This window comes from Devosia sp. XK-2 (assembly GCF_037113415.1).
Classification (GTDB): Bacteria; Pseudomonadota; Alphaproteobacteria; order Rhizobiales; family Devosiaceae; genus Devosia.
This window is the reverse complement of the sequence record NZ_CP146608.1, coordinates 2,943,532-2,969,068: the sequence shown is the minus strand read 5'-3', so window position 1 is coordinate 2,969,068 and position 25,537 is coordinate 2,943,532. Positions and strand designations below refer to the sequence as shown.

Sequence of the window (25,537 nt, the reverse complement as noted above, 5' to 3'; positions counted from 1 at the left end):
GATATATTACCGGCCCGCTTCCCGCGCTTGGGAGGGGAGCGCCGCCAAAGTCCTATAGGAGGCTGATTTGCTGATTGTCCATGGCGCAATCGACTCTGCGGGCGGTGGCTCCGCGCTCATTTCGCGCAGCAGCAATTCGGCGTCCAGCCGCTTGGCGGGCACCTTGTTGACCTTGTATGCGTGTAGGATATGCCGCTTGCGTGCCTCTGGCAGGTCAGTGCCGGTCAGCATCGCCTCGGGCGTTCGCTGGCTGAAATGAAGGCTTTGCGCGGCGCTCAAAAGCGTTTCCTGCTCGCTGCTTGAGACGATATCCGACGCGTAAAGGGCGGCCAACGTTGCACGCACCTCCACCATGGGTTCGGTGAAGGGGCAATAGCCGATCTCCTCGGGACCATGAAGCAGCGCCACATCAGCATCGTCGTTCAGAATGCCCCGTGCGAAGGCCTGAGCGATCTCGCCAATCGGACGCATGCCGAAGCGATGGCACTCCGCTGCCCGCAGGGCGCCCATGGATGAGGCGCCGTAAACCAGGCATCCCTCGGACAGGGCATGGAGGATTTCCTTGTGCCAGACCGATGCACAGGCGCCGAAATAGCCGTCGACCAGGCCGATCCATCCGACGCCCTCAGTTACGGCCTTCCATATGTCTCCCATTTGCGCGGGCGGGCGAAATTCGATGCCCTCGGGGCGCGTCTCAAGGCCATAAAGGCTGGGACCGCCGAAAACGCACTTTCTCATATGGCGGTCATGCTCCGAAGCGCGCGCCGCCCCGGACGCCAATGGCGATTGGTTGTGCGGTCTTCCAGAGTGTTGGAAAGCACTTTGACCACCTGCACGAGTTCGTTTTCCCGCGTCAGAGGCACAATAGTCAGGTCATCGCCGATCCTGTCGATTATGGCGCGAAACGCCTGCTCATCGAGGGAAGACAGCACTGCGTCTGGTTTGCGCCTATCCATGGCGATCAGTTTGGCGATCCATTGGGGCAGGGCCTTGTCGTAGTCGGATGGGTCGATATCGTCGCGGGCGCCCGAAATATTGGTCACGCGGGTCTGGGCGGCCTCCTCGATTGCACCGGCAATGGCGGCGTCGCTATCGGCTCTGGCGCAGATACCCGAGGCGACGTCGAAATAGGTGCGGGGATTATCGTCCCAGATCAGGGCCATCACCACCGGCAGGCCGATATCGCTGGTCAGGTTGAACAGATCAAGGTTCAGGCCGGCATTGGCGATGGCCTCGATAGTGGCCCGGGCGGTCGCGCCGACGGCGGCCCCGGGCGATATTCGGGTGGCCGCGCACCGGTTCAGGGGCATCAGCGACCACAAACTATAGGCGTCGCGTTCCACAAGCTCGCATAGGGCGTGGATGATGCAGTCGTCCATGGCCAGTCCGGCTGCCAGCCCATTGGTAGATTGGGAAAACCGGGCAGTTCCATAATCGGTGCCTATGGTCACGCTATCGAGCGGAACAAGTGCGGTCTCGCCCGAGTGCAGATTATAGCCGGTGAGCCAGGTCAACTCCTCGTGCGGGGCAATCGTGCCCGCCTCGGGCAGCAGCCGCTCGGGCATAAAAAAGCGCTCGCCTCTCCCGGCGAGATGCTGGGCCGAGGCCCTGCTTGTGGTGGCCGTCGGACATTCGGCCACCGCAAATTCCACCGCTTCCATGATAGCGGATAATCTGGCGGTTGCATCGTCCGGGCCCTTGCCCTGGTTCACCGCCAGAGTCATGGCATTGGGCCGCATGGCGGCAAAACAGGAGATGCCGATCCGATCGAGCCGCGTCTGGTCCGCTACCCGGGTAATGCCGAACAGGTCCAGATGCGGCGTGACATGCGCCAAGGTTTCGGCGGCTGAAAACCGCCTTTCCAGTGAAAGCTCCGAACCCCGCGGGTTCGGCCTATTTGCCTTGAGCAAAAAAGAAGCGCCCCACGGCGTCCATGCGATCCTCGATCCCGATGGCGACGTCCACGCCACGCATGATGGTGGCGCCCGCTTCCCTCACCTGCGCCACGGACTCGTCCACGGCATCTGCCGCGATGGTCTCGACAGTGCCCTTTTCGAGGTCCACCAGTTTGAGGGATGTGTCGCCGGTCAGGCCGATAAGCAGATATCTGGTCATTGTCTTCCTATTTGAATCCGGCCCGAGTCAAGGCCTGGTGATAATGGTCTTTGTGGGCGGCGCTCTTGACGGGGAGCAAGGCGATCCAGTCGGATAGTCGAAAATCGGGGTCTATGCTCAAAAAGTCGTCGCGATATTTCCTGGCGAGCTGCTCTTCGCCCGCCATGGCGGCGCAGGCCGCGCCCAGCCGGTAGATCGTTTCCTGTTTCTGGACATTGGAAAGGTGCTCGAGCGCCCCGGCATAGTCACCCAGAAAGAACTTTATGCCGGCCGATGCCCACCAATAGGCATCGGGGGCGAAGGGGTTGAGCTTGAGGGCCAGCTCGATCTTGTCATTGGCCTGCTGCTCCTGGGAGTTATGCATCAGCGTATCGGCGAAATCACATAGAAGATCAGCGTGATGCGGGGTCAGGCCTTCGGCTTTTTCGAAATGCTCCAGGCTCGAGGTGAAATCGCCTTCGAATATGCTGCAGCGCCCCAGCATCTGATGTGCGGCGCTGAAGAGGGGATCGATTTCCCGCGCCTTGGCGGCCGCCGAGCGGGCACGGGCCAGCAATTCGGCATCGCCCCGGCCCCTGATGACCCATTCATAGACCAGGGATTGGGCATAGCCGGCATGGGCCGGCGCAAAACTGGGCGCCAGGGCCAGGGCATCCCGGAAATTGGCGCGCGCCCGGCGGGTGCTTTGCAGGTTCAGGCTTTGCAGCGCACGCTGCCCGAGGAGAAAATGCCCATAAGCGCCGGCATCGGCGGGTACCTGGAACGCCTGCAGGGTGGCCCGCTCGATCTGGTCGACCAGCGTGAGCGCGATCGAATTGGCGATGATCGCGAAATTGGAGGGCAGGTTTGATGGATCGACCGGCAGGCGCTCGGCCCAGATCACGTCGCCGGTGGCGTAGCGTTCCAGCACCAGGGTGATATGAAGCTCCTGGGAGGCGGTCCGGGTCTTTCCGGGAAGCTTTGTGCGCAGGACATAGTCCACATTGGACAGGCGCGCCCGGCTTTCGAAATCATCGGCGGCGACCCGCCTGGCCGAATATGGCGCCATGACCGAGATCGAGCGCAGCCGGGTCAGGGCCACGGTTATGTCGTCGACCAGTTCGGCCACAATATGCTCGTTGATGCCGCCATTGCGAAGGTCGGGATGGAGCAGGACCAGATGGGGGACGCCGGCCTGGTCGCGGCCGAGCAGGGAGCCGGGTGGCATATTGCCTGCCGGGGCCAGCATGGCCGGAGGGCGCTCACCGACCAGTTCGGGCGGCGAGGAAATGGCGCCATGCCCCGCCACGTGGCTCAATATCCGGTAGTGGCGCCGGGCCATGCCGGTCTTGCCCTCGTCGATCAGTTGACGCATGAGCGCCTTGCGCAGGGATAGAGCGCGGGGGGCGATGTCGGCGGCGCGTCCCAGCGTTGCGGCGCGGCGCTCGCTCGGCATGGAGGCCGTGGCGGCGAGGATGGCCTCGGAAAACTGATCTTCCAGCTGCAGCCGCCAATTGGTCAGCCACCGCGCCAGCGCCTCGTCCTCGACGCGCAGGCCGTCGAGCAGGCGGCCGCCATAGGTGGCGATCAGCGCGTCCGCATCCAGGTCGGTTCCGGCCTGGTCGGTGACGATCATGGTGGCCAGATCGCAGGCAATGTCCGGGTTTGGCCAGAGCTCTTCGGCATTGGCGTTAAAAAGGCTGACGCCATTGGCGGTTTCAAACTGGCGTATGCGAAACAGCAATTGCCGCAGATTATTGCTGCGTCTGTACGCATCCAGATCGGGCCAAAGCTGTTCTGACAGCTTCCATTTGGGATAGGGACGCTCTTTTGCCAGGATCAGCACGGTCGCGACAAGGAAGGCCTTTTTGGGCAGCCCCTCCAGCTCGGCTCCGTCCGGGCCACTGATAGCCGGCCTGCCAAGAAGTTTAAGCCGCGCCGTCATGTGCCGCCTCGTTAGCATTCTGCCTGAAGATGCATCCTTCGGGATTGGCAGTGAGAAATATCCCAATAAGCCGGCATTTGGAATGCACTTTGTGGCGTTTCGGCCATGGGAAACCTCCCTGGGACAAATCCCAGGACCATGGTTGGATCGACCGGGGCACCGGATGGGCGAAAACCGGGCCGGACGAGCCGCTCATGCCCGCATTTCGGGGAGAAATCCAGTGGTGCGTTATATGGGCGTTACAATTTTCCCAAACAAATTGAGCCCTTGGGTTCATTTCCCGCCCGTATGCGCTATTCAGATGTGGCAACGATGACAGACCTTTCCCTGAACCTTCCTGGAAGCGGACTGTCGCAATAGGCGTTTCATCATCGTTGCATAACGGAAGCGTAAGTGGCGCGGGCGGCCAGGGACCTCGTGGAGGTCATTATTACGAGCGCGAACTCGTTGTAATGAAGGGCACCTCTCGAGCTGGCCATCGCCCGAGTTATGACCGCTGAGCGGCTTTGTGCGCTAAAGTGGGCAATCTATTCCGTTGGACTGCCGGGCTTAGTCACCAAAGGGCTAAGCCCGGAGACCAACGCCTCCCCGTGGCGCTTTACCGATCCCCGTGGCTGGCGTGCTTTTTCGGACGTGCCGCAGCGCGCACATCGGCCCGCTGACCAGAAATTGTCGTATAAATCATACCAATGACTGGTCCTTGCCCGCCAAAAACATTAGCGTGGCGCAGCTTCCAGATTCCCAATCCCCTGATTTCGAGACGATCCATGGCCGAGCCAACTCTTTTCGCCCGCTTCGTAGCTCTGGTCGGCGGCGTCGCCGTTGCCATCCGCCACGCTGGCGATGGCCCGCGGCCGCATGCCTTCGGCACGACCCCTGCCATTCCCGATCCCAAGCCGCAGGGCAGGATTCCGACGCTCAAAATGCCGACGGCCAAGGGTTGGGAAGGCGATCACAAGCCCACCCCGGCCGCGGGCCTGAAGGTCAATGCCTTTGCCCGTGATCTGGTGCATCCGCGCAATATCTATGTGCTGCCCAATGGCGATGTGCTGGTGGCAGAATCCATGGGCGAGGAAGGTGGTGGTCCGCGCTCCATTTTCGACCATGCCATGCATGCCACCATGAAGCGTGCCCGCGCCTCGGGGAAAAGCCCCAACAGAGTGACGCTCTTGCGCGATGCGAACGGCGACGGGGTGGCCGAAGAGCGCCATGCCTATATCGAAAATGTCCGTCAGCCCTTCGGTATCGCCCTGATCGGCGACACGCTTTATGTGGGCGCATCCGATGCGGTTCTGGCCTATCCCTATGTGGCCGGCGAGACCAGCATCAAGGCCCCCGGCAAGAAGCTGATGGACCTTGTTCCCGGTGGTCACTGGACGCGCAATCTCATTGCCTCCAAGGACGGGACCAAGCTCTATGTAGCCGTGGGTTCGCTGAGCAATATTGGCGATCATGGCATGGCGGCGGAAGAAAACCGCGCCTGCATCCACGAACTGGATCTGGCCACCGGCACATCGCGCATCTTCGGCTCGGGCCTGCGCAATCCGGTCGGCATGGCCTGGGAGCCCGTGGGCGGACAGCTCTGGACCGTGGTCAATGAGCGCGACGGATTGGGTGATGAAACCCCGCCCGATTATCTGACCTCAGTGGTCGATGGCGGCTTTTACGGCTGGCCCTATTGCTACTGGAACCGCGTGGTCGATGATCGCGTGCCGCAGGACGCGGCCAAGGTCGCCAGTGCCAAGCAGCCCGATTATGCGCTGGGCGGCCATACCGCCTCGCTGGGCCTGTGCTATTTGCCCGAAGGCACTCTGCCAGGATTCCCCGCCGGCATGGCCATTGGTCAGCATGGTTCGTGGAACCGCTCCAAGCTTTCGGGCTACAAGCTGGCCTTTGTCGAATTTGAGAACGGCAAACCGGTCGGCATGCCGCGCGAAATCCTGGGCAATTTCCTCTCGCCGGACGAGAAATATTCCTATGGCCGCCCGGTCGGCGTGGCCCTGGCTGGCGATGGTGCCGTGCTGATGGCCGACGATGTGGGCGACGTTATCTGGCGCGTCACCGGCGCCTGAGCCTGGAACGGTTCACAACTGGCTGGCTGCTCCCCCCCTTGAGGGGAGGGGCTGGGGGTGGGGGTCCATCGGTGACCCACAAAACCACCCACACCCTCGATCCCTCCCCTCAAGGGGGAGGGAGGCACAGGAACCGATGATGCCGATCAAGTCTGACGTGATCTAGTATCTGAAAATAAGTAAACGCCACGCTCCTGAGTGGCGGCGCTTATATTTGTTCGTTCTGCTTTGCGTCAGGATATCTGTCCGCCCAGCTCGTCTTCGATATAAACGCGCACAATATCCTCGAAACTGGCTTCCGCGACAAAGCCGAGGGCCAGCGCCCGCTGGGTGTCGAAGTTCTGTGGCCAGCCGGCAACGATGCGGGCAATCGTCTCGTCATGTTCGCGCCGAATAAGGCTGGTCGCCCTGGCGCCGCCGAACTTTTCGAGCGCAGCAATCTCATCGGCGATGGTGGCCGATACGCCCGGCATAGAAAGGGTGCGCCGCTGTCCCAGTGGTTCGGTGTCCAGTGTTGCCGCATGCAGCAGAAAGCCGATGGCTGCGCGCGGGCTGGCGAACCAGTGCCGGACAGACTCGTCTACCGGCAATATGGCCTCCTGGCCATTGAGCGGCTCGCGGATAATGCCGGAGAAAAAACCTGAGGCAGCCTTATTGGGCTTGCCGGGGCGCACCACAATGGTGGGCAGGCGAATGCCGATGCCGTCCACAAAGCCCCGGCGCGAATAGTCGGCCAATAGAAGCTCGCATATGGCCTTTTGCGTGCCATAGCTGGTGAGCGGGGTATGATCCATATCGTCGGGAATAGCCGCGGGCAGTGGCGTGCCGAAAACGGCAATGGACGAGGTGAAGACCAGGCGCGGGCAATAGGGTTCTGTCGCGCCTGCTTGCCGGATGGCCTCAAGTAGCAGGCGCGTGCCGTCGAGATTGATGGCATAGCCTTTGTCGAAATCGGCCTCGGCTTCGCCCGAGACGATGGCGGCCAGGTGAAAGATCAGATCGGGTCTGGTGGCGATCAGTTTTTCGGCAGCACCCGGCATAGACAGGTCGGTCGCGAGCGCGGTGCAGGGTATAGGGGTTTGTGGCGCATCCGGCGCGACAATGTCGGCCAGGGTCAGTTTTTCAATCGGCCGCGTGCCAATCGCGCCTCCCGCCAACAGGGCTGCGGTTAGCTTGCTGCCCACCATGCCGGCGGCGCCGATAATCAGGATATGCATTTTTGGTCCTCCGCCGGCCATTGAGCATTGGTGGAGGCCAGAGGTCCAGTGCCAGATAAAAAGGCCGGTGTCTCCTGACACCGGCCCGAACCGTTTTGGCGGAAGTGGCTATCCGCCACCGGGCTTCTAGTTGAAGCGGTACCGGACCGTGCCGCGCACTTCATGCACCCAATTGTTGTCCAGGGTATAGGGGTTGGTCGCCGCATCGTTCTGGATGCGGTTGATATAGAGACCGCGATAGCCGATATCGGCGACAACCTGACCGAAATCATAACCGACACCGACCATGCCCGCGGCGGCGAAGCTGGTATTCTGGTCACGGGTATCGGGATTGCCCGGCCCGTTGGAGATGAAATCGTTGAAGGCCACACCGGCACCGGCACCTACATAGCCGAACATGCCACCTGCAGCGCCATAGCCGCCATCGCCCAGGCCGAAATCGTAATAGGCATTGGCCAGAAGGACGGTGGAGCGCAGCGACAGCCTGTGGTCACCTACGGCGAGGGTCGCACCACCGGAGCCATCATCGATATAGGCGGTCATGTTCTCGTTGCCGAGATAGTCGGCCGTCGCGTCGACGCGGAAACCGTTGCCCAGTTCATAACCGACACCGGCACCAACCGAATAACCGTATCCGAACTGGGTTATGGCGAAGTTCTTGTCGGCGGAAGCCGCGGTCGGATGGTTGACGTAGGGCGTCCACATCAGGTTCAGCCCGGCGCTGCCGCGCAGGTAGAACGAGCCGGAATAGCCATAGTCGACATCGGGAATTTCGATGACCGGCGGGTAATAGGGCAGGTCCGCGGCCACGGCTTGCCCGGCAATCATGGTCGCTCCTGCGACCAGCATTGCAGCGGTTAGGTTGCGCATAACGAAGTTCCTTTGGTTGCCACGACACCAAGTCGATTGCGACCAATATCCGGCAAACTTCTTAAGGCGCACTTAACCTAAAGATTTAACCCTAATGGCAAGCAAATCCAGATCGTTTACAAACGATTACTGGCAGATGATCCGCTTATCATATTATCAATATTTGAAGGGTCGTCAGGCAACCTGCAGGATGGCGGCCTCGATCTGGCCGACCACGGTTTCCACCAGGATGGCATCATCGGCTTCGCCCATGACGCGGATCACCGACTCGGTGCCCGATGCGCGCACCACCAGCCGTCCGGTATCGCCCAGCATGGCCTGGCCATCGGCAATGGCCTGAATGACCTGCTTGTGCTCCAGCGGCTTGCCGGCCTTGAATTTCACGCTGCGCAGCAATTGCGGCACTTTCTCGAAGCGGGCGCAGATTTCGGAAATCGGGCGCTCCATCTGCTTGAGCACAGCCAGCAATTGCAGAGCGGCGACAAGGCCGTCGCCCGTGGTGGTAAAATCGGACAGGATAATGTGGCCCGATTGCTCGCCGCCGACATTGAAGCCTTTGGATCGCATGGTTTCGAGCACATAGCGGTCGCCCACCTGGGTGCGTTCCAACGTCAGGCCCAGATTTTTGAGATGCCGCTCGAGGCCCAGATTGGACATGACGGTGGCGACGATCCCGCCGCCAACCAGCATCTGCCGTTCCATCCAGCTTTCCGCGATCACCGCCATGAACTGGTCGCCATCGACCACCTGGCCCTTTTCATCGACAATGATGACACGGTCGGCGTCACCGTCGAGCGCGATGCCGATATCGGCGCGCACTTCCTTGACCTTGGCGGCAACGGCCTCGGGGGCAGTGGAGCCAACCTTGTAATTGATGTTGAAGCCATCGGGCTCGGCACCGATGGTGAAAACTTCCGCCCCCAGTTCCCACAGGGCGATGGGCGCCACCTTATAGGCGGCACCATTGGCGCAATCGAGCACGACGCGCAGGCCGGTGAGATCGATATTGCGGGGCAGGGTGCGCTTGGCATATTCGATATAGCGGGTGCGCGCTTCCTCGTCGCGATGGGCCCGGCCGATGTCGCGTCCCTTGGCGAGATGCCGCGTCATGTCGCTGTCGATCAGCTTTTCGATTTCAAGCTCCAGCTCGTCGCTGAGCTTGTAGCCGTCGGGACGGAACAGCTTGATGCCATTGTCGTCGTAAGGGTTGTGCGAGGCCGAGATCATGACGCCGAGATCGGCGCGCAGCGAGCGGGTCAGCATGGCCACGGCCGGGGTCGGCATGGGGCCGAGGAAATAAACATCCATGCCCACGGCGGTAAAGCCGGCGCCCAGCGCGCTTTCGATCATATAGCCGGAGCGCCGCGTATCCTTGCCGATCACCACGCGATTGCGGTGGTCGCCGCGCACGAATTTGGCACCGGCGGCCATGCCTACCTTGAGCGCCAGTTCGGGGGTCAGCTTATGGCCATTGGCCAGACCGCGGATACCGTCGGTGCCGAAATATTTGCGGGCCATGGGATCGTCCCCCGATTCACTGGTGTTGCGTGGATAATACCACTTTGCCTTGCCAATAGCCGAGTGTTTGGCAAGAAAAAAGGGCCGCCTTGCGGCGACCCTTAACGGTTATGCCGATCTGCCTCAGCTTTCCGGCTGCGGCTCCATGCCCGGCTCGGGCGGGGCATCGGGGCGTTTCTTGTGGGTCTTGCCGGCCGATGGCACGCCCGTGGCCTTGGGCGTTGCCGGGCCGCTATCGTCGGGCCGTTCAGGCTGCTTGCCGTCCATCAGGGCACGCAACTCGTCGCCGGTCAGCGTCTCATATTCGAGCAGGGCCTGGGCGATGGCTTCCCACTGATCGTGATAGGTGGTCAGGATATGGCGGGCCGAGGACTCACCATCCTCGATCAGCTTGCGCACCTCCTGGTCGATGATGCGCGCCGTATCGTCCGACATGTGCTGGCTCTGCGTCACCGAATGACCCAGGAACACTTCCTGGTCATTGGACTTGTAGCGCACGCGGCCAAGCTTTTCGCTCATACCCCATTCCATCACCATGGAGCGGGCAAGGCTGGTGGCCATCTGGATATCGCCCGAGGCGCCCGAGGTGACCTTTTCCGGACCGAACTTGATGATCTCGGCCTCGCGGCCGCCGAACAGCATGGTGAGGCGCGCAAGGGCCTTTTCGCGGCTGAAGGAATAGCTGTCGTTCTCGGGCAGGGTCATCACCATGCCCAGCGCGCGGCCGCGCGGGATGATGGTGGCCTTGTGGATCGGGTCGATGCCGGCAACCTTCAACGCAATGATGGCGTGGCCGGCCTCGTGATAGGCGGTCAGCTTCTTTTCGTCATCGGTCATGGCCATGGTGCGGCGCTCGGCGCCCATCATGATCTTGTCCTTGGCGTCCTCGAATTCCTGATGAGTGACGAAACGCTTGTTCTTGCGCGCCGCCATCAGGGCCGCCTCGTTGACGAGGTTCATCAGATCCGCGCCGGAGAAGCCGGGCGTGCCACGAGCCAGCACCTTCAAGTCCACATCGGGGGCCAGCGGAACCTTGCGGACATGGACCTTGAGCACCTTTTCGCGGCCCGAAACGTCGGGGTTCGGCACCACGACCTGGCGGTCGAAACGGCCGGGACGCAGAAGCGCCGGGTCGAGCACGTCGGGACGGTTGGTCGCGGCGATCAGGATGATGCCTTCATTGGCTTCAAAGCCGTCCATCTCAACCAGCAACTGGTTCAGCGTCTGCTCACGTTCATCGTTACCGCCACCGAGCCCCGCGCCACGCTGGCGGCCGACGGCGTCGATTTCGTCAATGAAGATGATACAGGGCGCGTTTTTCTTGGCCTGTTCGAACATGTCGCGCACGCGGCTGGCGCCCACGCCGACGAACATTTCAACGAAGTCCGAGCCGGAAATGGTGAAGAAGGGCACATTGGCTTCGCCGGCGACCGAGCGGGCCAAGAGCGTCTTACCGGTACCCGGAGGGCCCACCAGCAGCACGCCGCGCGGAATGCGACCGCCCAGGCGCTGGAACTTGCCCGGATCGCGCAGGAATTCGACGATTTCCTCGAGATCCTGCTTGGCTTCGTCCACGCCGGCCACGTCCTCGAACGTCACCTTGCCCTGGGTTTCCGTCAGCAACTTGGCGCGGCTCTTGCCAAAGCCCATGGCGCCGCCGCGGCCACCGCCCTGCATCTGGCGGATGAAGAAGAACCACACGCCGATAATGACGAGGAAGGGCAGCCAGCTCGAGAGCAGCACGCCCCAGAAGGGGCTCGATTCGGGTGCACGCGCCGTAATGCTGACATTCCGGTCCTCGAGCTTGCTGATCACATCAGCGCCCGCAGGAATGATGGTTTCGAAGCGAGTGCCGTCGCTGAGCTGGCCGGACACCACATTGTCGGTAATGGTTACGGTCGAAACGCGCCCAGCCTCGATATCGGTCACGAACTGGCTATAGCTCTTTTCGGCCACGGACATGGTGCGCGTGGACGACTGAAAGACCTGGAACAGGCCCATCAGCATAAAGAGAATGACCAGCCAGATGGCAAAGTTGCGGAAATTTCCGTTCATCAATTCCTGTCCCGGAGAGGCGGGCGCACTGAGCGCGCCAGTATTGGGGCGAATGTAAGACCCCCAATGGGGCGTTACAAGGGCAAGACCTCTGCTGTTCGGGCCTTTCCGTCCAGTCATATTGTCGCGATGGGGTTAATAGGCGGTGGCGGGTAGTTTGGATTCAGGGCTTGTCCGAAATCTGCTAGAAACCCGCCCGTGGACCGGGAGGTGTACCATGGGTGCTGAGGTTACAACGAAAATCGATATCGCGCGGCCGCTGCCCGAGGTGGCGGCCTATGCCTTCGACCCCAGCCATGCGCCGGATTGGTATGCCAACATAAAATCGGTCCGCTGGCGGACGGCGCCGCCGGTGGCCGAGGGCAGCGAGATGGATTTCGTCGCCCACTTTCTGGGCCGGGAGCTGGCCTATACCTATCGCGTGGTCGAGATGACCCATAATCGCCTGGTCATGCGCACGGCGCAGGGCCCGTTCCCGATGGAGACGATCTACCAATTGCAGGCCACCGGCCCGGACAGTACCCGCTTCTGCCTCATCAATCGCGGCGAGCCCAAGGGCTTTGCCGGCGTGGTCGCGCCAGTCATTGTCGCGGCGATGAGGGCGGCGAACAGGAAGGATGTGGCGGCGTTGAAGAAGGTGCTGGAGGGGTAGAGTGGACATAGGCCAGGCCCCCACGTTGGCCCCTCTGGTTTACCATGCGACCGCCTGAAAGCCCCGCAGAGTCCTTAACGTCGCAGGTCAGGGCGATGCCCTAGAATGGGGTGCACTTGCCGATGGCATATTCCAGCTTTTTGCGTTCGCTGGCGGATAGGTAAAAACGCACTGGCCCCAGCACGGCCACCACGTTCGCGAAGTCATTTCGCTTCCAAGCAGCGTCTGCCTCTCTTCTGGCCGTAGTCAGATCACGTTTGACTGCGTAGTGGCGCCCTTCTTCTCGTCGAAGCTTGGAAAGCTCTTCGAACCACTCCTCCGATGCGCTGAATGCGATTGGAGCGTAGCGCGTCGTCAGATCAGCAAGATGGCCAAGGCAACTGGCGAGGGCGTTTGTCGTCGATGCCATCAGGCCGTCGATTTTTGCCGCATCAGAACCCTCTTCGACCGTCATGATCTCTGAGAGGCTCACAGCCCTGATCGGCGATGCTTTCAGACCGCACCTGACACTCAACTCATACGAGCGACCGTTATCAAAACCGACAGACAGGAAGGCCTGCGCGCTTTCGTAGATGACCTGATACTCATCTGCGCATGTACACGACAGGCCATGCCTTGCCGCGACAGGATCAAAGTAGCATCTCGCCTCGGTTGAGTATGGAATCAAACCTGTGTCCCATCGAGGTGCGGGGAATGTCGGTGCATCGCACGATCATAGTAGCCAAATGCCGACCCCCTGCAAACCACCCCATCTCCACCAAAACAAGAAAGCCCCGGCTCATCACCGGGGCTCTTGTGTTTTGATTTTGGTGCCGATCAGGCGCCTGCCGCTTCTTTCACGGCTTCCTGCACCTTTTCAAACGCCCGCACTTCGATCTGGCGGATGCGCTCGCGGCTGACATCATATTGCTGAGCCAGCTCTTCGAGCGTGGCCGGATTGTCCTTGAGGCGGCGGGCTTGGAAAATGGCGCGCTCACGCTCATTGAGCACATCCATCGCCTTGTTGAGCATGCCCATGCGCTCATCGAACTCTTCGGTTTCGCCCAAAGCGGTTTCCTGGTCGGGCGTATCGTCCACCAGCCAGTCCTGCCATTCGGACGAGCCTTCATCAGCCCGCATTGGCGAGTTGAGAGAGGCGTCGCCGGAGAGGCGCGAATTCATCTGCACCACTTCGTCTTCAGTGACGTTGAGCGTGGTGGCGATCTGCTTGATCTGGTCGGGATGCAATGCACCATCTTCGAGCGCAGCAATCTGCCCCTTCACCTTCCTCAGGTTGAAGAACAGGCGCTTTTGCGCGGCGGTGGTGCCGATCTTGACCAGGCTCCAGGAGCGCAGGACATATTCCTGAATGGCCGCGCGGATCCACCACATGGCATAGGTGGCCAGGCGGAAGCCTTTTTCAGGCTCAAAACGCTTGACGGCATGCATCAGGCCCACATTGCCCTCCGAGATTACCTCGGAAATGGGCAGGCCATAGCCACGGTAACCCATGGCAATCTTGGCCACGAGACGGAGATGGCTGGTAATCAGTTTCTGGGCAGCGCCGGGATCGGCGTGCTCCTTGTAGCGTTTGGCCAGCATGTATTCTTCATCCGCTTCCAGCATGGGAAACTTGCGGATTTCCTGAAGATAACGGCTGAGGCCACCCTCGGACGAGAGGACCGGCAGATTAGTCTGGGCCATGGACGCACCCCCTTTCGACTTTCCCCCGCATCGCGCGGGCGGAAAAAACGGCTGTTGTCCGAAAAGGCACAACAACCGATGTAAGGACAATATAGGTTGCAGTTTGGCGAATTTAAGGGGCCAAGGGGAAACAAACGTTACAAATTGGATAGGGTTCCCAAAAGCGCTTCGCCTTTCATCGTCATTATACGATAAAAGCCTTTCATGTACACACACATTGATGTGACGGCGGCCCTTTGCACGCCATGTGGGGCGTTCTAGTCTGGGCCTATGTCAAAACCTGTCACCATCCTTGCCGTTCCGGTTTTTTCCCTGCTTTGCAACGCCGCCTTCGCGCTTCGGCGCGAGGTTTTTGTGTGGGAGCAGAACGTGCCCGAGGACGAGGAGCACGACCAATATGACCTGACGGCCACCCATTTCGTCGCCATTGTCGATGGCGAGGTGGTGGGCACATTGCGCCTGGTCGATTTGCCCGAGCATGCCAAGATCGGCCGGGTGGCGGTGCGGCAGGCGCTGCGGGGGCAGGGCATTGCCCGCAAGCTGATTGCCGCGGCCATGGCCCATGCGCGCGAGCGCGGCCAGGACCGGTTTTACCTCACCGCGCAATCGGACAAGCTGGGCTTTTATGAAAGCCTGGGTTTTGTCGCCTTTGGCCCTGAATTCATCGATGGCGGCATGCCGCACAGGGCCATGCGGGATTATGACAAGCACAGCGCCCAATTGGTGGATTAGCAAAGCGTTAACGCATTAACCCCGGCATGGCTGGCCGGCCAAAATGGATGCGCTATTGTGGGCTTGTCAGCCACCATGCGCGCCCCATGCCGCGCGGCCGGTGGCCACAGGATCGACCGAAAGTGCCCGCAGACACGTTCGGGAGGACCACAATAATATAACCCGTTAACGGGAGGCGGAAAAAGCCGGCGCGGCCTCAGGCAGCAGCCGGCTTTTTCTTTGGTTCCAGCGGCGCCAGGTAAAAAAGCTGCGGAACGGGTCGCGCTCTGGCTGCGTTCTCTTGCACATCGACGGGCCGTACGACGCGCTACCGGCAAGTTTTGCGCCGTACGGCCCTGTTCACCGCAACGATGAACCATTGGAGCCTACTATGATCCGCACGCTTCTTACTAGCTCGGCCATCGCCCTGGTGCTTGGCACGGTCGCGATCGCCCAGACCACTACCGAAACCCCCGCAACCACCGAAACCCCTGCAACCACCGAGGCGCCCGCTACCGACGCCATGGGTGCCGAGGGCGAGGCCGGCGCCATGGATGATGCCGCTGCGCCTGCCGATCATGGCGCCATGGACACCATGGAAGGCGACGAACCCTGGGATCTCGCTGTCGGCTATACGGCCGGTGAAGGGGATGCATTGGTCTCCGAAATCCTGGGCGCCACCATTTTCTCGAGCGGTGCTGAAGACGCGGAGACCATCGGCGCCGTCAATGATCTGGTCGTTTCAGCGGATGGTGAAATTCATGCCGTTGTGATCGGTGTGGGCGGTTTCCTGGGCATTGGCGAGAAGAATGTCGCCGTCGATTTCGCCTCGCTCGACCATACGACCGCATTTGACGGGACCCAGCGCTGGGTTCTGGCCACCACTGCCGATGCGCTCAATGCTGCTCCCGATTTTATCTGGGAAGACCATATGGCGGGCGCGCCGGCTGATCCGAACACAGTGCCCGGCGGCCAGGCTCCGGCGCCTGCCGATCCGGCCACTACCCCGGCTGCGCCGGCCCCGGCGACCGATCCCGCCATGGCCCCGGCTGATCCGGCCATGGCACCTGCCGATCCGGCCAATGACGCGGCAATGCCGCGCGAAGGCTATGCCACGGTCGAGCGTGAGGCTCTGACTGCCGAAAATCTGACGGGCGCCACTGTCGTGGGTCCGGAGGGCGAGGATATTGCCGTCGTCGGCGACATCCTGCTGACCGAGGATGGCCAGGTCGACGCCATGTTGATCGATTTCGGCGGCTTCCTGGGCATTGGCGAAAAGCGCGTCGCCGTGACGCTGGATAATCTCGAATTTGCTGCCAATGAAAGTGGCGATCTGCTGATCTATAGCGATTTCACCCGCGAGCAGCTCGAGGCCCAGCCGGAATATAACGAGGCTACTTATGCCGAGGACCCGGCTCAGCGCGCCACCGACATGTAAGCGCGCATCCATATCAAAACAAAAAGGCCCGCTCCGGCGGGCCTTTTTCTGTGCCTGTGACGCGTTATTGGCGCCGGTAGCGCAGGCGCGCCACTTCGTCGTAATCGGCCTGTTCGATTTTGGCCTGCTCGTCCTTTTCGCGCTGGTGTTCGCGCTGGTCGAGCAGTTCGACCTTTTTCAGGTCTTCAAGCGCCTCGGCCAGGGCATCCTGCGCCGCTTCGAGTTTGGCTTTCATATCGCTGGCCGATGCCAGCAGATTGTCGCGCCGGGTCAGCGCCGCCTTGGCAAAGGTGGAATAGGCAAAATGGGCGACGTCGGAAATACCGGTCTTGGTGTGCTCGATCTCGATCTGCTGGTCGAGTTCGGACGCCATGCGCTCAAAGTCGGCCACCATCATCTCGATCTGCGCCACTTGCCGGCGCTTCTCGTCAACCTGGAACTTCTTGAGCCGAATGAGGCTCTCGCTGCGCGATTTCAAGACCTGTACTCCTTACACATCAAGTCAGTTCCGGATCGGCCCATGCACATCAGGCCAATCCATCAGTCCCGCGCATCCGCTTCGGCGATCAGGTCCGTGAGCATGGCGTAGCCCTCGGCAATCGTCGTCGTCTCGTCCCTTTGCTGGCTCAGAAACGCCTCCAGCTTGGGGTAGATAGCGATGGCGCGGTCCACGTTCGGATCTGACCCTTTCCGGTAAGCCCCCAGCCGGATCAGTTCCTCCATGTCCGAGAAAATGGACATGAGCTCCCGCGCCCGCGACAGAATGGGCCGAACCTCTTCGGGCACACATCCTGGCATGGTCCGCGAGATGGACCGGAGCACATTGACGGCAGGGTAGCGTCCCCGTTCGGCAATGCCGCGCTCCATTACAATGTGACCATCGAGAATGCCGCGCACGGCATCGGCAATGGGTTCATTGTGATCATCACCTTCCACCAAAACGGTAAATAGACCGGTAATGGAGCCCGAATTGGGTTTACCGGGCCCTGCCCGTTCGAGCAGGCGCGGCAATTCGGTGAAAACCGTGGGCGGATAGCCTTTGGCCGTCGGGGGTTCGCCGATTGCCAAGCCGATTTCGCGCTGCGCCATGGCGAAGCGGGTGAGGCTGTCCATCATGCAGAGCACGCGCTGGCCTGCATCGCGAAAATATTCGGCGATGGACATGGAAATATAAGCGGCCTGGCGGCGCATCAGCGCGGCCTCGTCGCTGGTGGCGACGACGACCACGGCTCGCTTTAATCCCTCCTCACCCAGATATTCCTGGATGAATTCATGCACCTCGCGGCCACGCTCGCCGATCAGGCCGATCACAGAGACGTCGACATCGGTATTGCGCGCCAGCATGGACATGAGCACCGATTTGCCAACGCCCGAACCGGCAAAGATGCCCATGCGCTGGCCCTCGCACATGGTGGCAAAGGTATTAAGGCACCTGACCCCCAGTTCGACCGGCTCGCCGACCCTATCCCGGTCATGGGCGGCCAGGGGCGATTGCCGCAGGGGATAGGGCGTGGCGCCCATGGGCAAGGGGCCCAGCCCGTCAATGGGTTCGCCCTTGGCATTGACGACGCGGCCCAACCAGCCTTCGGAGGGATTGATCGACCCGTCATGGCGCCGGAACACCGCCTTGCAGCCCAGCCGCACGCCCCCTAGTTCGCCAAAGGGCAGGCATAGGGCGTGACCGTCGCGGAAGCCGATGATCTCGGCGGAAAGGCGGTGCCCGTCGGTGGCCTCGATCATCACACGGCCACCCACACGCAATTCACGCACCGGCCCAACGATCTCGATGAGCAGGCCCTGCACGGACCGGACCCGGCCGAAGACTTCCACATCGTCTATCGCCTCTATGGCGGAGATCAGGGCCTTCATAATGTTCCCGTGTTCAGCAATCGTTCATTAAAGGAGGCCAGGAGGTGGCCCGGGTGCCACAATTATGGTTTCCATGCGTGGTCGAATCGTACCGCGTCGCGAATCGGAACGTAACCGATCGTTAACGCAAAAGCGCTATTGGCGATGATGATCGGCGAAATGTGCCTGGTGGCGCAATTGTGGCCAAACTCCCCCCAAATGCCCTGAATGCTTGAGTCCCAAGAGTCGCTTGGAACGCTTTCTTAATGTAACACCTTAAGAATTTTTCAGGGCATTTATCTAAGTTTTTCAATAAGTTAACATTAATTCATCCTAACGCTCTTTGCGTATTGCGGATCAGAATTAAACTTTGTTAACTAGTTGGGCTTAGGCTTGAAGTCATATCCAGTAGGGTTGGAGCGGTAGAGGCAAGCGGCTTGCCTTCCGCAGGTTCCAGCAGGAACGAATGACAAGGGGAATATAATGCGGGTACTCCTTATTGAGGACGATAGCGCTACGGCGCAGAGCATCGAGCTGATGCTGAAGTCCGAAAGTTTCAACGTCTACACCACCGATCTCGGTGAAGAAGGCGTGGACCTCGGTAAGCTCTATGATTACGATATTATTCTGCTGGACTTGAACCTGCCGGATATGAGCGGCTACGAAGTCTTGCGGACATTGCGCGTCGCCAAGGTGCAGACGCCTATTCTTATCCTTTCCGGTCTGGCCGGCATTGAGGACAAGGTTCGCGGCCTCGGCTTTGGCGCCGACGACTATATGACCAAGCCCTTCCATAAAGATGAGCTCGTGGCCCGCATCCACGCCATCGTCCGCCGGTCCAAGGGCCACGCCCAGTCGGTCATCTCGACCGGCGATCTCATGGTCAATCTCGACACCAAGACCGTGGAAGTGCAGGGCGCCCGCGTGCACCTGACGGGCAAAGAATACCAGATGCTGGAGCTGCTTTCGCTCCGCAAGGGCACCACGCTCACCAAGGAAATGTTCCTCAACCACCTTTATGGCGGCATGGACGAGCCGGAATTGAAGATCATCGACGTCTTCATCTGCAAGCTGCGCAAGAAGCTTTCCGTTGCCACTGGCGGCAAGAATTATATCGAAACCGTCTGGGGCCGCGGCTATGTGCTGCGTGAGCCCGACGAGAACGAAGCCTATAGCGAGAACGTCGCCTAACTATCTAACCGCATTGAGAATTTGGCCCTGCGTGATCCGTTCACGCAGGGCTTTTTGTTGTGCTGGTGGGGCCGTTGCCAGGGCCTAAAAAAGTTTGTCGAAGCGGCCGGACCCCGTTCGTCGCCCGGATAAGCGCATCCATGGGGATGCTGCATTTGATGGGAGAAAAGAATGATCCGCACCCTGTTTCTGGCGACCAGCCTTATCCTGGCGCCGGCCACCGCCCTTGCCCAGGACGCCGGCAATTATGCCGATATCAATGGTATGCAGCTCTATTATGAGGTTTCGGGGAGCGGCGAGCCCCTCGTCGTTCTGCATGGCGCCTATATGAATATCGAGACCATGGGCGACATCATTCCGCGCCTGGCGGAGAGCCACACCGTCTATGCGCTGGAACTGCAAGGGCATGGCCGCACCAATGATATCGACCGGCCCATCACCTACCAGAATCTGGCCGACGATGTTGCCGCCTTTATGGATAGTGTCGGGCTCGAAAAGGCCGATATCTTCGGCTATTCCATGGGGGCGGCCGTCGGTCTGCAACTGGCCATCCGACATGAGGACAAGGTCGATCAGCTCGTCGCCGCCTCGGTGGCCTATGATGCTTCGGGTTGGCAGCCGGCCTTTACTGAATTTATTCCCAGCATGACGCCCGACATGTTCGTGGGCGGGCCCATGGAAGAAGAGTGGAAGCGTCTGGCCCCCAACCCGGAAGGGTTCCGTGCCTTTGCCGAGCGCCTGATCCAGCTCGAAAAGGAGCCCATGGCCTGGGAGGAAGACGTCAAAACGCTCCAAACCCCGGTCCTGATCATTGCCGGCGATGCCGATGTCTCCACACTCGAGCATAATGTTGCCTTGTTCCGCCTGCTCGGCGGCGGCGCGATGGGCGATATGGGGGTGCCCCTGCCAGCCTCGCGCCTGGCCGTGCTGCCGGCGACCTCGCATACAGCGGTGATCGCTCAGGTCGATTTGCTCGAAGGCTTCATCGAGCCGTTCCTGGCGGGCGACACACCCAAGGGCATGTTCGAATAAGTGGGGCGCGGAACCTGTTCCCCAGGTCTTTTTCCTTGACCTTGGCATGCTCTTGGCGATGCTCATGACCGCGATATCAGTGGATCACCATTGGGAGAGTGCGCGCCATGAGCCAAGCATCAACTCAGGCGCGGCGGGAAACCGACCGCGCCATTGCTACCGTCTGGCGGGTGGAGCAGGCGCGGGTGATCGCCGGTCTCACACGTATGGTGCGCGATATTTCGCTGGCCGAGGAACTGGCGCAGGAAGCGCTGATGGCGGCGTTGCGCGCCTGGCCGGAAACAGGCGTGCCGCGCAATCCGGGCGCCTGGCTGACCCAGGCCGGCAAGCGCAAGGCGATCGACTATTTCCGGCATCGCAAGATGGCTGCGGGGAAGCTCGAAGCGTTGGGACGCGATATGGAGGATGATGTTCCCGACACCGAAGCAGCGCTGCATGAGCATCTGGATGACGATGTCGGCGACGATCTTTTGCGGCTAATCTTTACGTCCTGCCACCCCATTCTGCCTCCGGAAAGCCGGGTGGCGCTGACCCTGCGGCTGATCGGCGGGCTCACGACCGAGGAGATTGCGCGCGCCTTTCTGGCCAACGATACCGCGATCGGCCAGCGTATCGTGCGCGCCAAACGCACGATTGCCGAAGCGGGCGTACCTTTCGAAGTGCCGCGCGGCGTCGAGCGGGAGGAACGTGTCGCCTCGGTTCTTGGGGTCCTCTACCTGATCTTCAATGAAGGATACTCGGCCACGGCCGGGGCGGACTGGATGCGTCCGCAATTGTGCGAAGAGGCCATGCGCATGGGTCGCATCCTGGTGACATTGATCCCAGAGGAGCCGGAGGCCCATGGGCTATTGGCACTGATGGAATTGCAGCATTCCCGGGCCAAAGCGCGGACCAATGCCAAGGGCGAGCCGGTATTGCTTCCCGACCAGAACCGGGCCCTGTGGGATCAATTGATGATCCGGCGTGGGCTCGACGGGCTGAACAAGGCGCAACAATTGGGCGGTGCTATCGGGCCCTATACGCTGCAGGCCGCCATCGCTGCCTGCCACAGCCGCGCCCGCAAGGCCGAGGATACCGACTGGAAGCAGATCGCCACCCTCTATGGATTGCTCAACCAGGTGACCCCGTCACCGGTGATCGAGTTGAACCGGGCGGTTGCCGTCTCCATGGCCGAGGGGCCGGCCGCCGCCCTGCCGCTGGTCGATGCGCTCAAGGAAGCGTCGAGCCTTGAAAACTACCATTTGCTCTATGGGGTGCGGGGTGATCTGCTGCGCAAGCTTGGACGCCATGGTGAAGCCAACCTGGAATTCAAGCGCGCCGCCGAGTTGACACGCAATGCGCGGGAAAAAGCGTTTCTGGAGGGGCGGGCCGAGGAGATGAGCTAGGGGGCCCGTCAGGCCGCTTCCGCCTTGTCCTGGAACTTCGAGATTAGCACAGACCGGTCGAAAGGCTTCATCATGTAGTCGTCAGCGCCGGCCTTAAGTGCCAGGGCAATGGCGCCGACATCGTTCTCGACCGTGCAATAGATCACGCGGGGCTTCTCGCCGCCGACATAGGTGCGCAGCAGCTTGAGAAATTCCAGGCCGCTCATGATGGGCATGTTCCAGTCGAGCAGAATGGCGTCGGGCATTTCCTGACGGCACTTGTCGATGGCTTCCTGGCCGTCCTCGGCTTCGTCCACGATATAGTCGAGATCTTCCAGCAGACGGCGCGCCACTTTGCGGACCACGCTGGAATCATCGACGATCAGGCAGCTGCGCATGAATATAGGCCCAGGGACGGTTGAGACGCGTTCCGACTATGCCGCCCAATAGGTTGGCGAATAGTTAGCGCGCCCCCACCAAATTGCCGCTTGAGGTAAGAATGGATTGGAAAATATCCCATGAGGGCCGTTGTTTAGAGGCAATCAGGCCGCTTCAACCTTGGCTTTCGGCATGGCTGTAAAGAAGAACACGTCGTTCTCCAGGCCAATATTGAGCTCCATATCGGTCATGCGGGCCAAAAGGCCAGTATAGAAGGGCTGGATGCCGCGCGCATCGACCGATCCTTCTTCGGGCATGCCGGAAAGCAGACCGGCCGAACCAGAAGGGACAAGTGTCTTCTGGCGCTTTTCGGGATCGCTTTTGGAGGTGAACTCGAACTTTTCTTCGCCGGCCGGGCCGGTGATTGTGGCACTGACCGTGCCCCCGCGCGGCACCGAACCTGCCGCGATCAGCAGCATGTTCATGAATAGCTTGGCCTTGTGCTTGGGCAAAAGGATCAGGGGCACATTCCATTCGAGTTCGGCTTTCTCGATTTCGAAGAGAATGCGGGCCACGCGCTCGCATTCGCGGGTGTCGATATCGGTGCCAGCGGTGGAGGAAGCCCCATAGGCGAGGCGGGCGAATTCGAGCTTGGCGCGACTCTGCCGGGCGGCGCTGGCGATCAGATCGCGGGCGCCCTCGGCCATTTCGGTCTGACTGGGATCGGAGAGCACTTCCAGGCCATTGCCGATCGCGCCGATGGGATTGATGAGATCGTGGCAGACCCGCGAGCACAACATGGCGGCGAGGTCGGTGGCCTTGAGCTCAATAATGTCCATGGTGCGTGTCTCCGTAGGCGCCGTCGAGGCGAGAATCAGTTGAGGAACAATAAAGCGCCCTGCCGGCCCGGACTACCGGGTCGAGAGCGTTTTGGACAGGGTGAGCCAATGTTCCTGGCCTCGAAGGGCTGCCGCGTCCGGGGCCAGCAGAAAGGCTTCGCGGTTGGCGGCCGAATAGAACATGAAAAGGCGCTGTTTGAAGACGGTGTAGATCAAGGGGTCGGCGTCTGAGACAAAGCCGCGCGACATGCTCATGGCGCCATGACCGCCATATTGGGGGGCATAGATCTCGGGATTGCGCGTGAAGATCTCGAGATTGGCGGCGTTGGCGAACTGAAAGGGCGCCCCCTGCCAGACAAATTCGTAATCGGGCCGCCCGTGCAGGGGCGCCGGTTCGGTGAAATAGGAAACCGGATCCATGCCGCCAATGGCCAGGCCCGTAAGGGGATCGGTCAGCACATAGGTGACGATGGATTGGGCATGGGCTTGTTGAACCGTGGCGGGAAGGGGTCCGAAAAGCGGCAGAACAAGGGCGATCATGGTTAAGATTTGTTTAGAGATATGCTGCATGATTGGCCCAAATGATCGGTTTGCCAGGGTCCAAGACTAGGGCTCAAGACCTTAAGGTCTTCGTAAGGCGGGCGATCGACATGGGAGACCTGCCAATGTTCAAACGCCTTGCCCAACTGGCCGCCCTGTTGTCCGCTCTGGTTCTGCTCAGTGCGCCCGCTATGGCGCAGGGCTCGCTCAGCGACACCTTTTCGGGCGAGGAACTGGTCGAGAGCGGCCGAGAGTTTTTCGGTTCGGCGGCACAGGGGCTAGCCTCGGTGGTCGAGCGGGCGGTCAGCCAATATGGCCAGCCCAATGGCTATATTCTGGGCGAAGAAGCTGGTGGCGCGCTGTTCATCGGCGCCAAATATGGCGAAGGCACGCTTTACACGCGCAATGCCGGCCAGTTCAAAATCTTCTGGCAGGGCCCCAGTATCGGCCTGGATGTGGGCGGCGACGGCTCGAAGGTAATGATGCTGGTCTATAACCTCAACACGATCCAGGACATTCTGGGCCGCTATCCGGGCGTGGATGGCTCCGCCTATGTCATTGGCGGGGTCGGCATGACCGTGACCAAGCGCGGCAATGTCGTGGTGGTGCCGATCCGTTCCGGCGTCGGGGCGAGGCTGGGCATCAATGTGGGCTATCTCAACTTCACGGCCGAGCCGACCTGGAACCCGTTCTAGACCGAGATTGGGCGATCAATTCCTCTCAAAGCCGGGGCAAGCCGCCCCGGCTTTATCGTGACGGGCCGGTCCAAACCCGTTAGGGTTAATTGGTGGCAAAGATGGTTTGACACCTTGTTTGCTGCCAAAACCGGATAAGAGAAAGTCCCAAGGCGGTGTGAAGGTGCCGCCGGAGGCCGCATCGATGTTGATCGAGAACATTATGTACTTTGCGCTCGGCCTGCTCGCGGCAGGGCTGGTGGCGCTCGTCATCATGCCGGCGGTGTGGAAGCGGGCCGTGCGTCTGACCAAGCGCCGGATCGAAGCGGCAACCCCCATCACCATGGCCGAATTCCGGGCCGACAAGGATCAGTTGCGGGCCGAGTTTGCGCTATCGACGCGGCGGCTCGAAATGAATGTCGAGGCGCTGCGCAAGCGCCTCGCCGAGCAGCTCAGCGACGTCAACCAAAAGCGGACCGATCTGGGTGCGCTCAAGGTAGAGCGCGAAAAACATCTTGAAGTGGTCCGGGAGCTGGAGGCGCGCGAGGTCGAGTTGCGGGCCCGTATTCTTGAACTGGAAAAAGAAGGCGCCGATCTCGGCAACAGGCTGCGCAAGCGGGACAGGGAGCTCGAGACGCGTTCGGCGGAAATCGAGACCCTGCGCAATTCACTGCGCGGTGGGCTCGCCAAGGCCACCACGGTCGACGGAATTGCGCTTTCGGGCCGTTATGACGACGATATCGATCAGCTCACCGCTGCCCTTGCCATCGAGCGCAAGCGAGCGGCCTTCCTTGAGGATCAGGCTCGCAGCCTGATCGAGAGGCTGGAGCATTCGGACCGCCGGAGCGCCGAAGCCAGTGCCGCGATTGCGCAAATGCGGGACGCCCTGGCTGGCCGCGACGCGCAGCGGGCGGCCGAGGCCGAGGAGTTAGTGGCGGCCGAAGCGCGCATTGCCAGTGCCGAAAACCGGCTCAATGCGCTGCTGGCAGAAACCAGCACCATGGTGGAGGTGAGCGAGGGCCGCGCCGAGCAGCTTCTGGCCGACAAGCTGTCCATGGAAGAAGAGCTTGAGCGCCTGCGCGCCAAGATCAGCAATGTAGAAGCCTCGATCATGGCCGATTGGGAAACCGAACGTTTTGAGGAAGCGCATCTGCGCGAAAAGCTCAACGACATCGCTGCCAGTGTCAGTCGGCTGGTCTATGCGGTCGAGCACGATAGTGTCGCGGCGGCGCAGCCCGAGGAAAGCCTGTTCGACCGGGTGCAACGCTTCGCCGATGACGGGGAAGGGTTGGAAATGCTGCCAACGCCGGCCAATGGCCAACGTGGTTCGGTGTCGGACCGGCTGGCGGCACTCAAGGAGATCCAGGGGCGCTAGCGGTGCCTGCTCCCGCCGTCAAACGCTCTCAAGGAACGCGA

Annotated in this window: 24 protein-coding genes; 9 read left to right on the top strand and 15 right to left on the bottom strand. The window is 60.9% G+C overall.

Features of this window, described 5'->3' with window-relative positions:
- Positions 1-6: 6 nt before the first annotated feature.
- Genes V8Z65_RS14595 through V8Z65_RS14580 form a run of 4 tightly spaced genes read right to left on the bottom strand, consistent with a single transcriptional unit; the run spans position 7 to position 4,039 of the window.
- Positions 7-738, bottom strand: coding sequence for a TfuA domain-containing protein (locus V8Z65_RS14595; protein WP_338720881.1), 732 nt, complete (start codon positions 736-738; stop codon positions 7-9).
- On the bottom strand, positions 735-1,835 hold the full coding sequence (locus V8Z65_RS14590; RefSeq protein WP_338720880.1) for a YcaO-like family protein: 1,101 nt from the start codon (positions 1,833-1,835) through the stop codon (positions 735-737). Before V8Z65_RS14590 ends, V8Z65_RS14595 begins: the two co-directional genes overlap by 4 nt.
- Positions 1,836-1,893: 58 nt before the next feature.
- Entirely contained in the window at positions 1,894-2,115 is a 222-nt protein-coding gene (locus V8Z65_RS14585) for a hypothetical protein (RefSeq protein ID WP_338720879.1), read from the bottom strand.
- A gap of 7 nt (positions 2,116-2,122) precedes the next feature.
- Positions 2,123-4,039 (bottom strand): hypothetical protein, encoded by a 1,917-nt coding sequence (locus tag V8Z65_RS14580; protein ID WP_338720878.1) that lies wholly within the window; start codon positions 4,037-4,039, stop codon positions 2,123-2,125.
- A gap of 767 nt (positions 4,040-4,806) precedes the next feature.
- Between V8Z65_RS14580 and V8Z65_RS14575 the strand changes: the two genes are divergently transcribed.
- Positions 4,807-6,111, top strand: a complete 1,305-nt coding sequence (locus V8Z65_RS14575; RefSeq protein ID WP_338720877.1) for a sorbosone dehydrogenase family protein — start codon at positions 4,807-4,809, stop codon at positions 6,109-6,111.
- 233 nt (positions 6,112-6,344) lie between these two features.
- On the opposite strand, the gene denD is transcribed toward V8Z65_RS14575, so the two are convergent.
- The 4 genes from denD to ftsH all read right to left on the bottom strand — a co-directional run bounded on the left by denD (position 6,345) and on the right by ftsH (position 11,771).
- Entirely contained in the window at positions 6,345-7,328 is a 984-nt protein-coding gene (gene denD, locus V8Z65_RS14570; RefSeq protein ID WP_338720876.1) for a D-erythronate dehydrogenase, read from the bottom strand.
- A gap of 126 nt (positions 7,329-7,454) precedes the next feature.
- Positions 7,455-8,198 (bottom strand): hypothetical protein, encoded by a 744-nt coding sequence (locus V8Z65_RS14565; protein WP_338720875.1) that lies wholly within the window; start codon positions 8,196-8,198, stop codon positions 7,455-7,457.
- A gap of 174 nt (positions 8,199-8,372) precedes the next feature.
- Positions 8,373-9,716, bottom strand: coding sequence for a phosphoglucosamine mutase (gene glmM, locus V8Z65_RS14560; RefSeq protein ID WP_338720874.1), 1,344 nt, complete (start codon positions 9,714-9,716; stop codon positions 8,373-8,375).
- 123 nt (positions 9,717-9,839) lie between these two features.
- A complete protein-coding gene (ftsH, locus tag V8Z65_RS14555; protein WP_338720873.1) occupies positions 9,840-11,771 on the bottom strand; it encodes an ATP-dependent zinc metalloprotease FtsH in 1,932 nt (643 codons plus the stop codon).
- Positions 11,772-11,988: 217 nt separating this feature from the next.
- On the opposite strand from ftsH, the gene V8Z65_RS14550 reads away from it, so the two are divergent.
- Entirely contained in the window at positions 11,989-12,423 is a 435-nt protein-coding gene (locus tag V8Z65_RS14550) for an SRPBCC family protein (protein WP_338720872.1), read from the top strand.
- Between the two features lie 100 nt (positions 12,424-12,523).
- Here the strand turns inward: V8Z65_RS14550 and V8Z65_RS14545 are convergent, their stop codons facing one another.
- Together V8Z65_RS14545 and rpoH are read right to left on the bottom strand one after the other, a co-directional pair.
- Positions 12,524-12,877, bottom strand: a complete 354-nt coding sequence (locus tag V8Z65_RS14545) for a hypothetical protein (RefSeq protein WP_338720871.1) — start codon at positions 12,875-12,877, stop codon at positions 12,524-12,526.
- A gap of 362 nt (positions 12,878-13,239) precedes the next feature.
- Positions 13,240-14,106 (bottom strand): RNA polymerase sigma factor RpoH, encoded by an 867-nt coding sequence (gene rpoH, locus V8Z65_RS14540; protein ID WP_338720870.1) that lies wholly within the window; start codon positions 14,104-14,106, stop codon positions 13,240-13,242.
- 270 nt (positions 14,107-14,376) lie between these two features.
- On the opposite strand from rpoH, the gene V8Z65_RS14535 reads away from it, so the two are divergent.
- The gene (locus V8Z65_RS14535) at positions 14,377-14,838 is read left to right on the top strand and encodes a GNAT family N-acetyltransferase (RefSeq protein ID WP_338720869.1); all 462 of its coding nucleotides are present in this window, start codon (positions 14,377-14,379) and stop codon (positions 14,836-14,838) included.
- Between the two features lie 370 nt (positions 14,839-15,208).
- Complete coding sequence (locus V8Z65_RS14530; protein WP_338720868.1) at positions 15,209-16,255, top strand: PRC-barrel domain-containing protein; 1,047 nt, start codon at positions 15,209-15,211, stop codon at positions 16,253-16,255.
- Positions 16,256-16,319: 64 nt separating this feature from the next.
- Here V8Z65_RS14530 and fliJ read toward each other — a convergent pair whose 3' ends face one another.
- Together fliJ and fliI are read right to left on the bottom strand one after the other, a co-directional pair.
- Entirely contained in the window at positions 16,320-16,733 is a 414-nt protein-coding gene (gene fliJ, locus V8Z65_RS14525; RefSeq protein WP_338720867.1) for a flagellar export protein FliJ, read from the bottom strand.
- A gap of 62 nt (positions 16,734-16,795) precedes the next feature.
- Positions 16,796-18,124, bottom strand: a complete 1,329-nt coding sequence (fliI, locus tag V8Z65_RS14520) for a flagellar protein export ATPase FliI (protein WP_338720865.1) — start codon at positions 18,122-18,124, stop codon at positions 16,796-16,798.
- Between the two features lie 462 nt (positions 18,125-18,586).
- Between fliI and V8Z65_RS14515 the strand changes: the two genes are divergently transcribed.
- The 3 genes from V8Z65_RS14515 (at position 18,587) to V8Z65_RS14505 (ending at position 21,711) form a co-directional block, all read left to right on the top strand.
- The gene (locus tag V8Z65_RS14515; protein ID WP_338720864.1) at positions 18,587-19,294 is read left to right on the top strand and encodes a response regulator transcription factor; all 708 of its coding nucleotides are present in this window, start codon (positions 18,587-18,589) and stop codon (positions 19,292-19,294) included.
- Positions 19,295-19,465: 171 nt separating this feature from the next.
- Positions 19,466-20,326: an alpha/beta hydrolase gene (locus tag V8Z65_RS14510; protein WP_338720863.1), complete on the top strand. Its 861-nt coding sequence runs from the start codon at positions 19,466-19,468 to the stop codon at positions 20,324-20,326.
- 107 nt (positions 20,327-20,433) lie between these two features.
- Positions 20,434-21,711 (top strand): RNA polymerase sigma factor, encoded by a 1,278-nt coding sequence (locus V8Z65_RS14505; protein ID WP_338720862.1) that lies wholly within the window; start codon positions 20,434-20,436, stop codon positions 21,709-21,711.
- An 8-nt stretch (positions 21,712-21,719) separates the two neighbouring features.
- Here V8Z65_RS14505 and V8Z65_RS14500 read toward each other — a convergent pair whose 3' ends face one another.
- The 3 genes from V8Z65_RS14500 to V8Z65_RS14490 form a co-directional block, all read right to left on the bottom strand.
- Positions 21,720-22,088 carry a response regulator gene (locus tag V8Z65_RS14500; protein ID WP_338720861.1) on the bottom strand — a complete coding sequence of 123 codons (369 nt, stop codon included), beginning with the start codon at positions 22,086-22,088 and terminating at the stop codon, positions 21,720-21,722.
- A 144-nt stretch (positions 22,089-22,232) separates the two neighbouring features.
- Positions 22,233-22,907: a histidine phosphotransferase family protein gene (locus tag V8Z65_RS14495; RefSeq protein ID WP_338720860.1), complete on the bottom strand. Its 675-nt coding sequence runs from the start codon at positions 22,905-22,907 to the stop codon at positions 22,233-22,235.
- A gap of 72 nt (positions 22,908-22,979) precedes the next feature.
- Positions 22,980-23,447: a YHS domain-containing (seleno)protein gene (locus V8Z65_RS14490; protein WP_338720859.1), complete on the bottom strand. Its 468-nt coding sequence runs from the start codon at positions 23,445-23,447 to the stop codon at positions 22,980-22,982.
- 125 nt (positions 23,448-23,572) lie between these two features.
- Between V8Z65_RS14490 and V8Z65_RS14485 the strand changes: the two genes are divergently transcribed.
- Positions 23,573-24,142, top strand: coding sequence for a DUF1134 domain-containing protein (locus tag V8Z65_RS14485; RefSeq protein ID WP_338720858.1), 570 nt, complete (start codon positions 23,573-23,575; stop codon positions 24,140-24,142).
- Between the two features lie 184 nt (positions 24,143-24,326).
- Positions 24,327-25,496 carry a hypothetical protein gene (locus V8Z65_RS14480; protein ID WP_338720857.1) on the top strand — a complete coding sequence of 390 codons (1,170 nt, stop codon included), beginning with the start codon at positions 24,327-24,329 and terminating at the stop codon, positions 25,494-25,496.
- The last annotated feature ends 41 nt before the right edge of the window (positions 25,497-25,537 follow it).

What these genes read in the sequence shown, in the direction of transcription:
- V8Z65_RS14595 (WP_338720881.1), bottom strand. Translation starts at nt 738, where the DNA reads ATGAGAAAGTGCGTTTTCGGCGGTCCCAGCCTTTATGGCCTTGAGACG.
- V8Z65_RS14585 (WP_338720879.1), bottom strand. Translation starts at nt 2,115, where the DNA reads ATGACCAGATATCTGCTTATCGGCCTGACCGGCGACACATCCCTCAAA.
- V8Z65_RS14580 (WP_338720878.1), bottom strand. Translation starts at nt 4,039, where the DNA reads ATGACGGCGCGGCTTAAACTTCTTGGCAGGCCGGCTATCAGTGGCCCG.
- V8Z65_RS14575 (WP_338720877.1), top strand. Translation starts at nt 4,807, where the DNA reads ATGGCCGAGCCAACTCTTTTCGCCCGCTTCGTAGCTCTGGTCGGCGGC.
- denD (WP_338720876.1), bottom strand. Translation starts at nt 7,328, where the DNA reads ATGCATATCCTGATTATCGGCGCCGCCGGCATGGTGGGCAGCAAGCTA.
- V8Z65_RS14565 (WP_338720875.1), bottom strand. Translation starts at nt 8,198, where the DNA reads ATGCGCAACCTAACCGCTGCAATGCTGGTCGCAGGAGCGACCATGATT.
- glmM (WP_338720874.1), bottom strand. Translation starts at nt 9,716, where the DNA reads ATGGCCCGCAAATATTTCGGCACCGACGGTATCCGCGGTCTGGCCAAT.
- ftsH (WP_338720873.1), bottom strand. Translation starts at nt 11,771, where the DNA reads ATGAACGGAAATTTCCGCAACTTTGCCATCTGGCTGGTCATTCTCTTT.
- V8Z65_RS14550 (WP_338720872.1), top strand. Translation starts at nt 11,989, where the DNA reads ATGGGTGCTGAGGTTACAACGAAAATCGATATCGCGCGGCCGCTGCCC.
- V8Z65_RS14545 (WP_338720871.1), bottom strand. Translation starts at nt 12,877, where the DNA reads ATGACGGTCGAAGAGGGTTCTGATGCGGCAAAAATCGACGGCCTGATG.
- rpoH (WP_338720870.1), bottom strand. Translation starts at nt 14,106, where the DNA reads ATGGCCCAGACTAATCTGCCGGTCCTCTCGTCCGAGGGTGGCCTCAGC.
- V8Z65_RS14535 (WP_338720869.1), top strand. Translation starts at nt 14,377, where the DNA reads ATGTCAAAACCTGTCACCATCCTTGCCGTTCCGGTTTTTTCCCTGCTT.
- V8Z65_RS14530 (WP_338720868.1), top strand. Translation starts at nt 15,209, where the DNA reads ATGATCCGCACGCTTCTTACTAGCTCGGCCATCGCCCTGGTGCTTGGC.
- fliI (WP_338720865.1), bottom strand. Translation starts at nt 18,124, where the DNA reads ATGAAGGCCCTGATCTCCGCCATAGAGGCGATAGACGATGTGGAAGTC.
- V8Z65_RS14515 (WP_338720864.1), top strand. Translation starts at nt 18,587, where the DNA reads ATGCGGGTACTCCTTATTGAGGACGATAGCGCTACGGCGCAGAGCATC.
- V8Z65_RS14510 (WP_338720863.1), top strand. Translation starts at nt 19,466, where the DNA reads ATGATCCGCACCCTGTTTCTGGCGACCAGCCTTATCCTGGCGCCGGCC.
- V8Z65_RS14505 (WP_338720862.1), top strand. Translation starts at nt 20,434, where the DNA reads ATGAGCCAAGCATCAACTCAGGCGCGGCGGGAAACCGACCGCGCCATT.
- V8Z65_RS14500 (WP_338720861.1), bottom strand. Translation starts at nt 22,088, where the DNA reads ATGCGCAGCTGCCTGATCGTCGATGATTCCAGCGTGGTCCGCAAAGTG.
- V8Z65_RS14495 (WP_338720860.1), bottom strand. Translation starts at nt 22,907, where the DNA reads ATGGACATTATTGAGCTCAAGGCCACCGACCTCGCCGCCATGTTGTGC.
- V8Z65_RS14490 (WP_338720859.1), bottom strand. Translation starts at nt 23,447, where the DNA reads ATGATCGCCCTTGTTCTGCCGCTTTTCGGACCCCTTCCCGCCACGGTT.
- V8Z65_RS14485 (WP_338720858.1), top strand. Translation starts at nt 23,573, where the DNA reads ATGTTCAAACGCCTTGCCCAACTGGCCGCCCTGTTGTCCGCTCTGGTT.
- V8Z65_RS14480 (WP_338720857.1), top strand. Translation starts at nt 24,327, where the DNA reads ATGTTGATCGAGAACATTATGTACTTTGCGCTCGGCCTGCTCGCGGCA.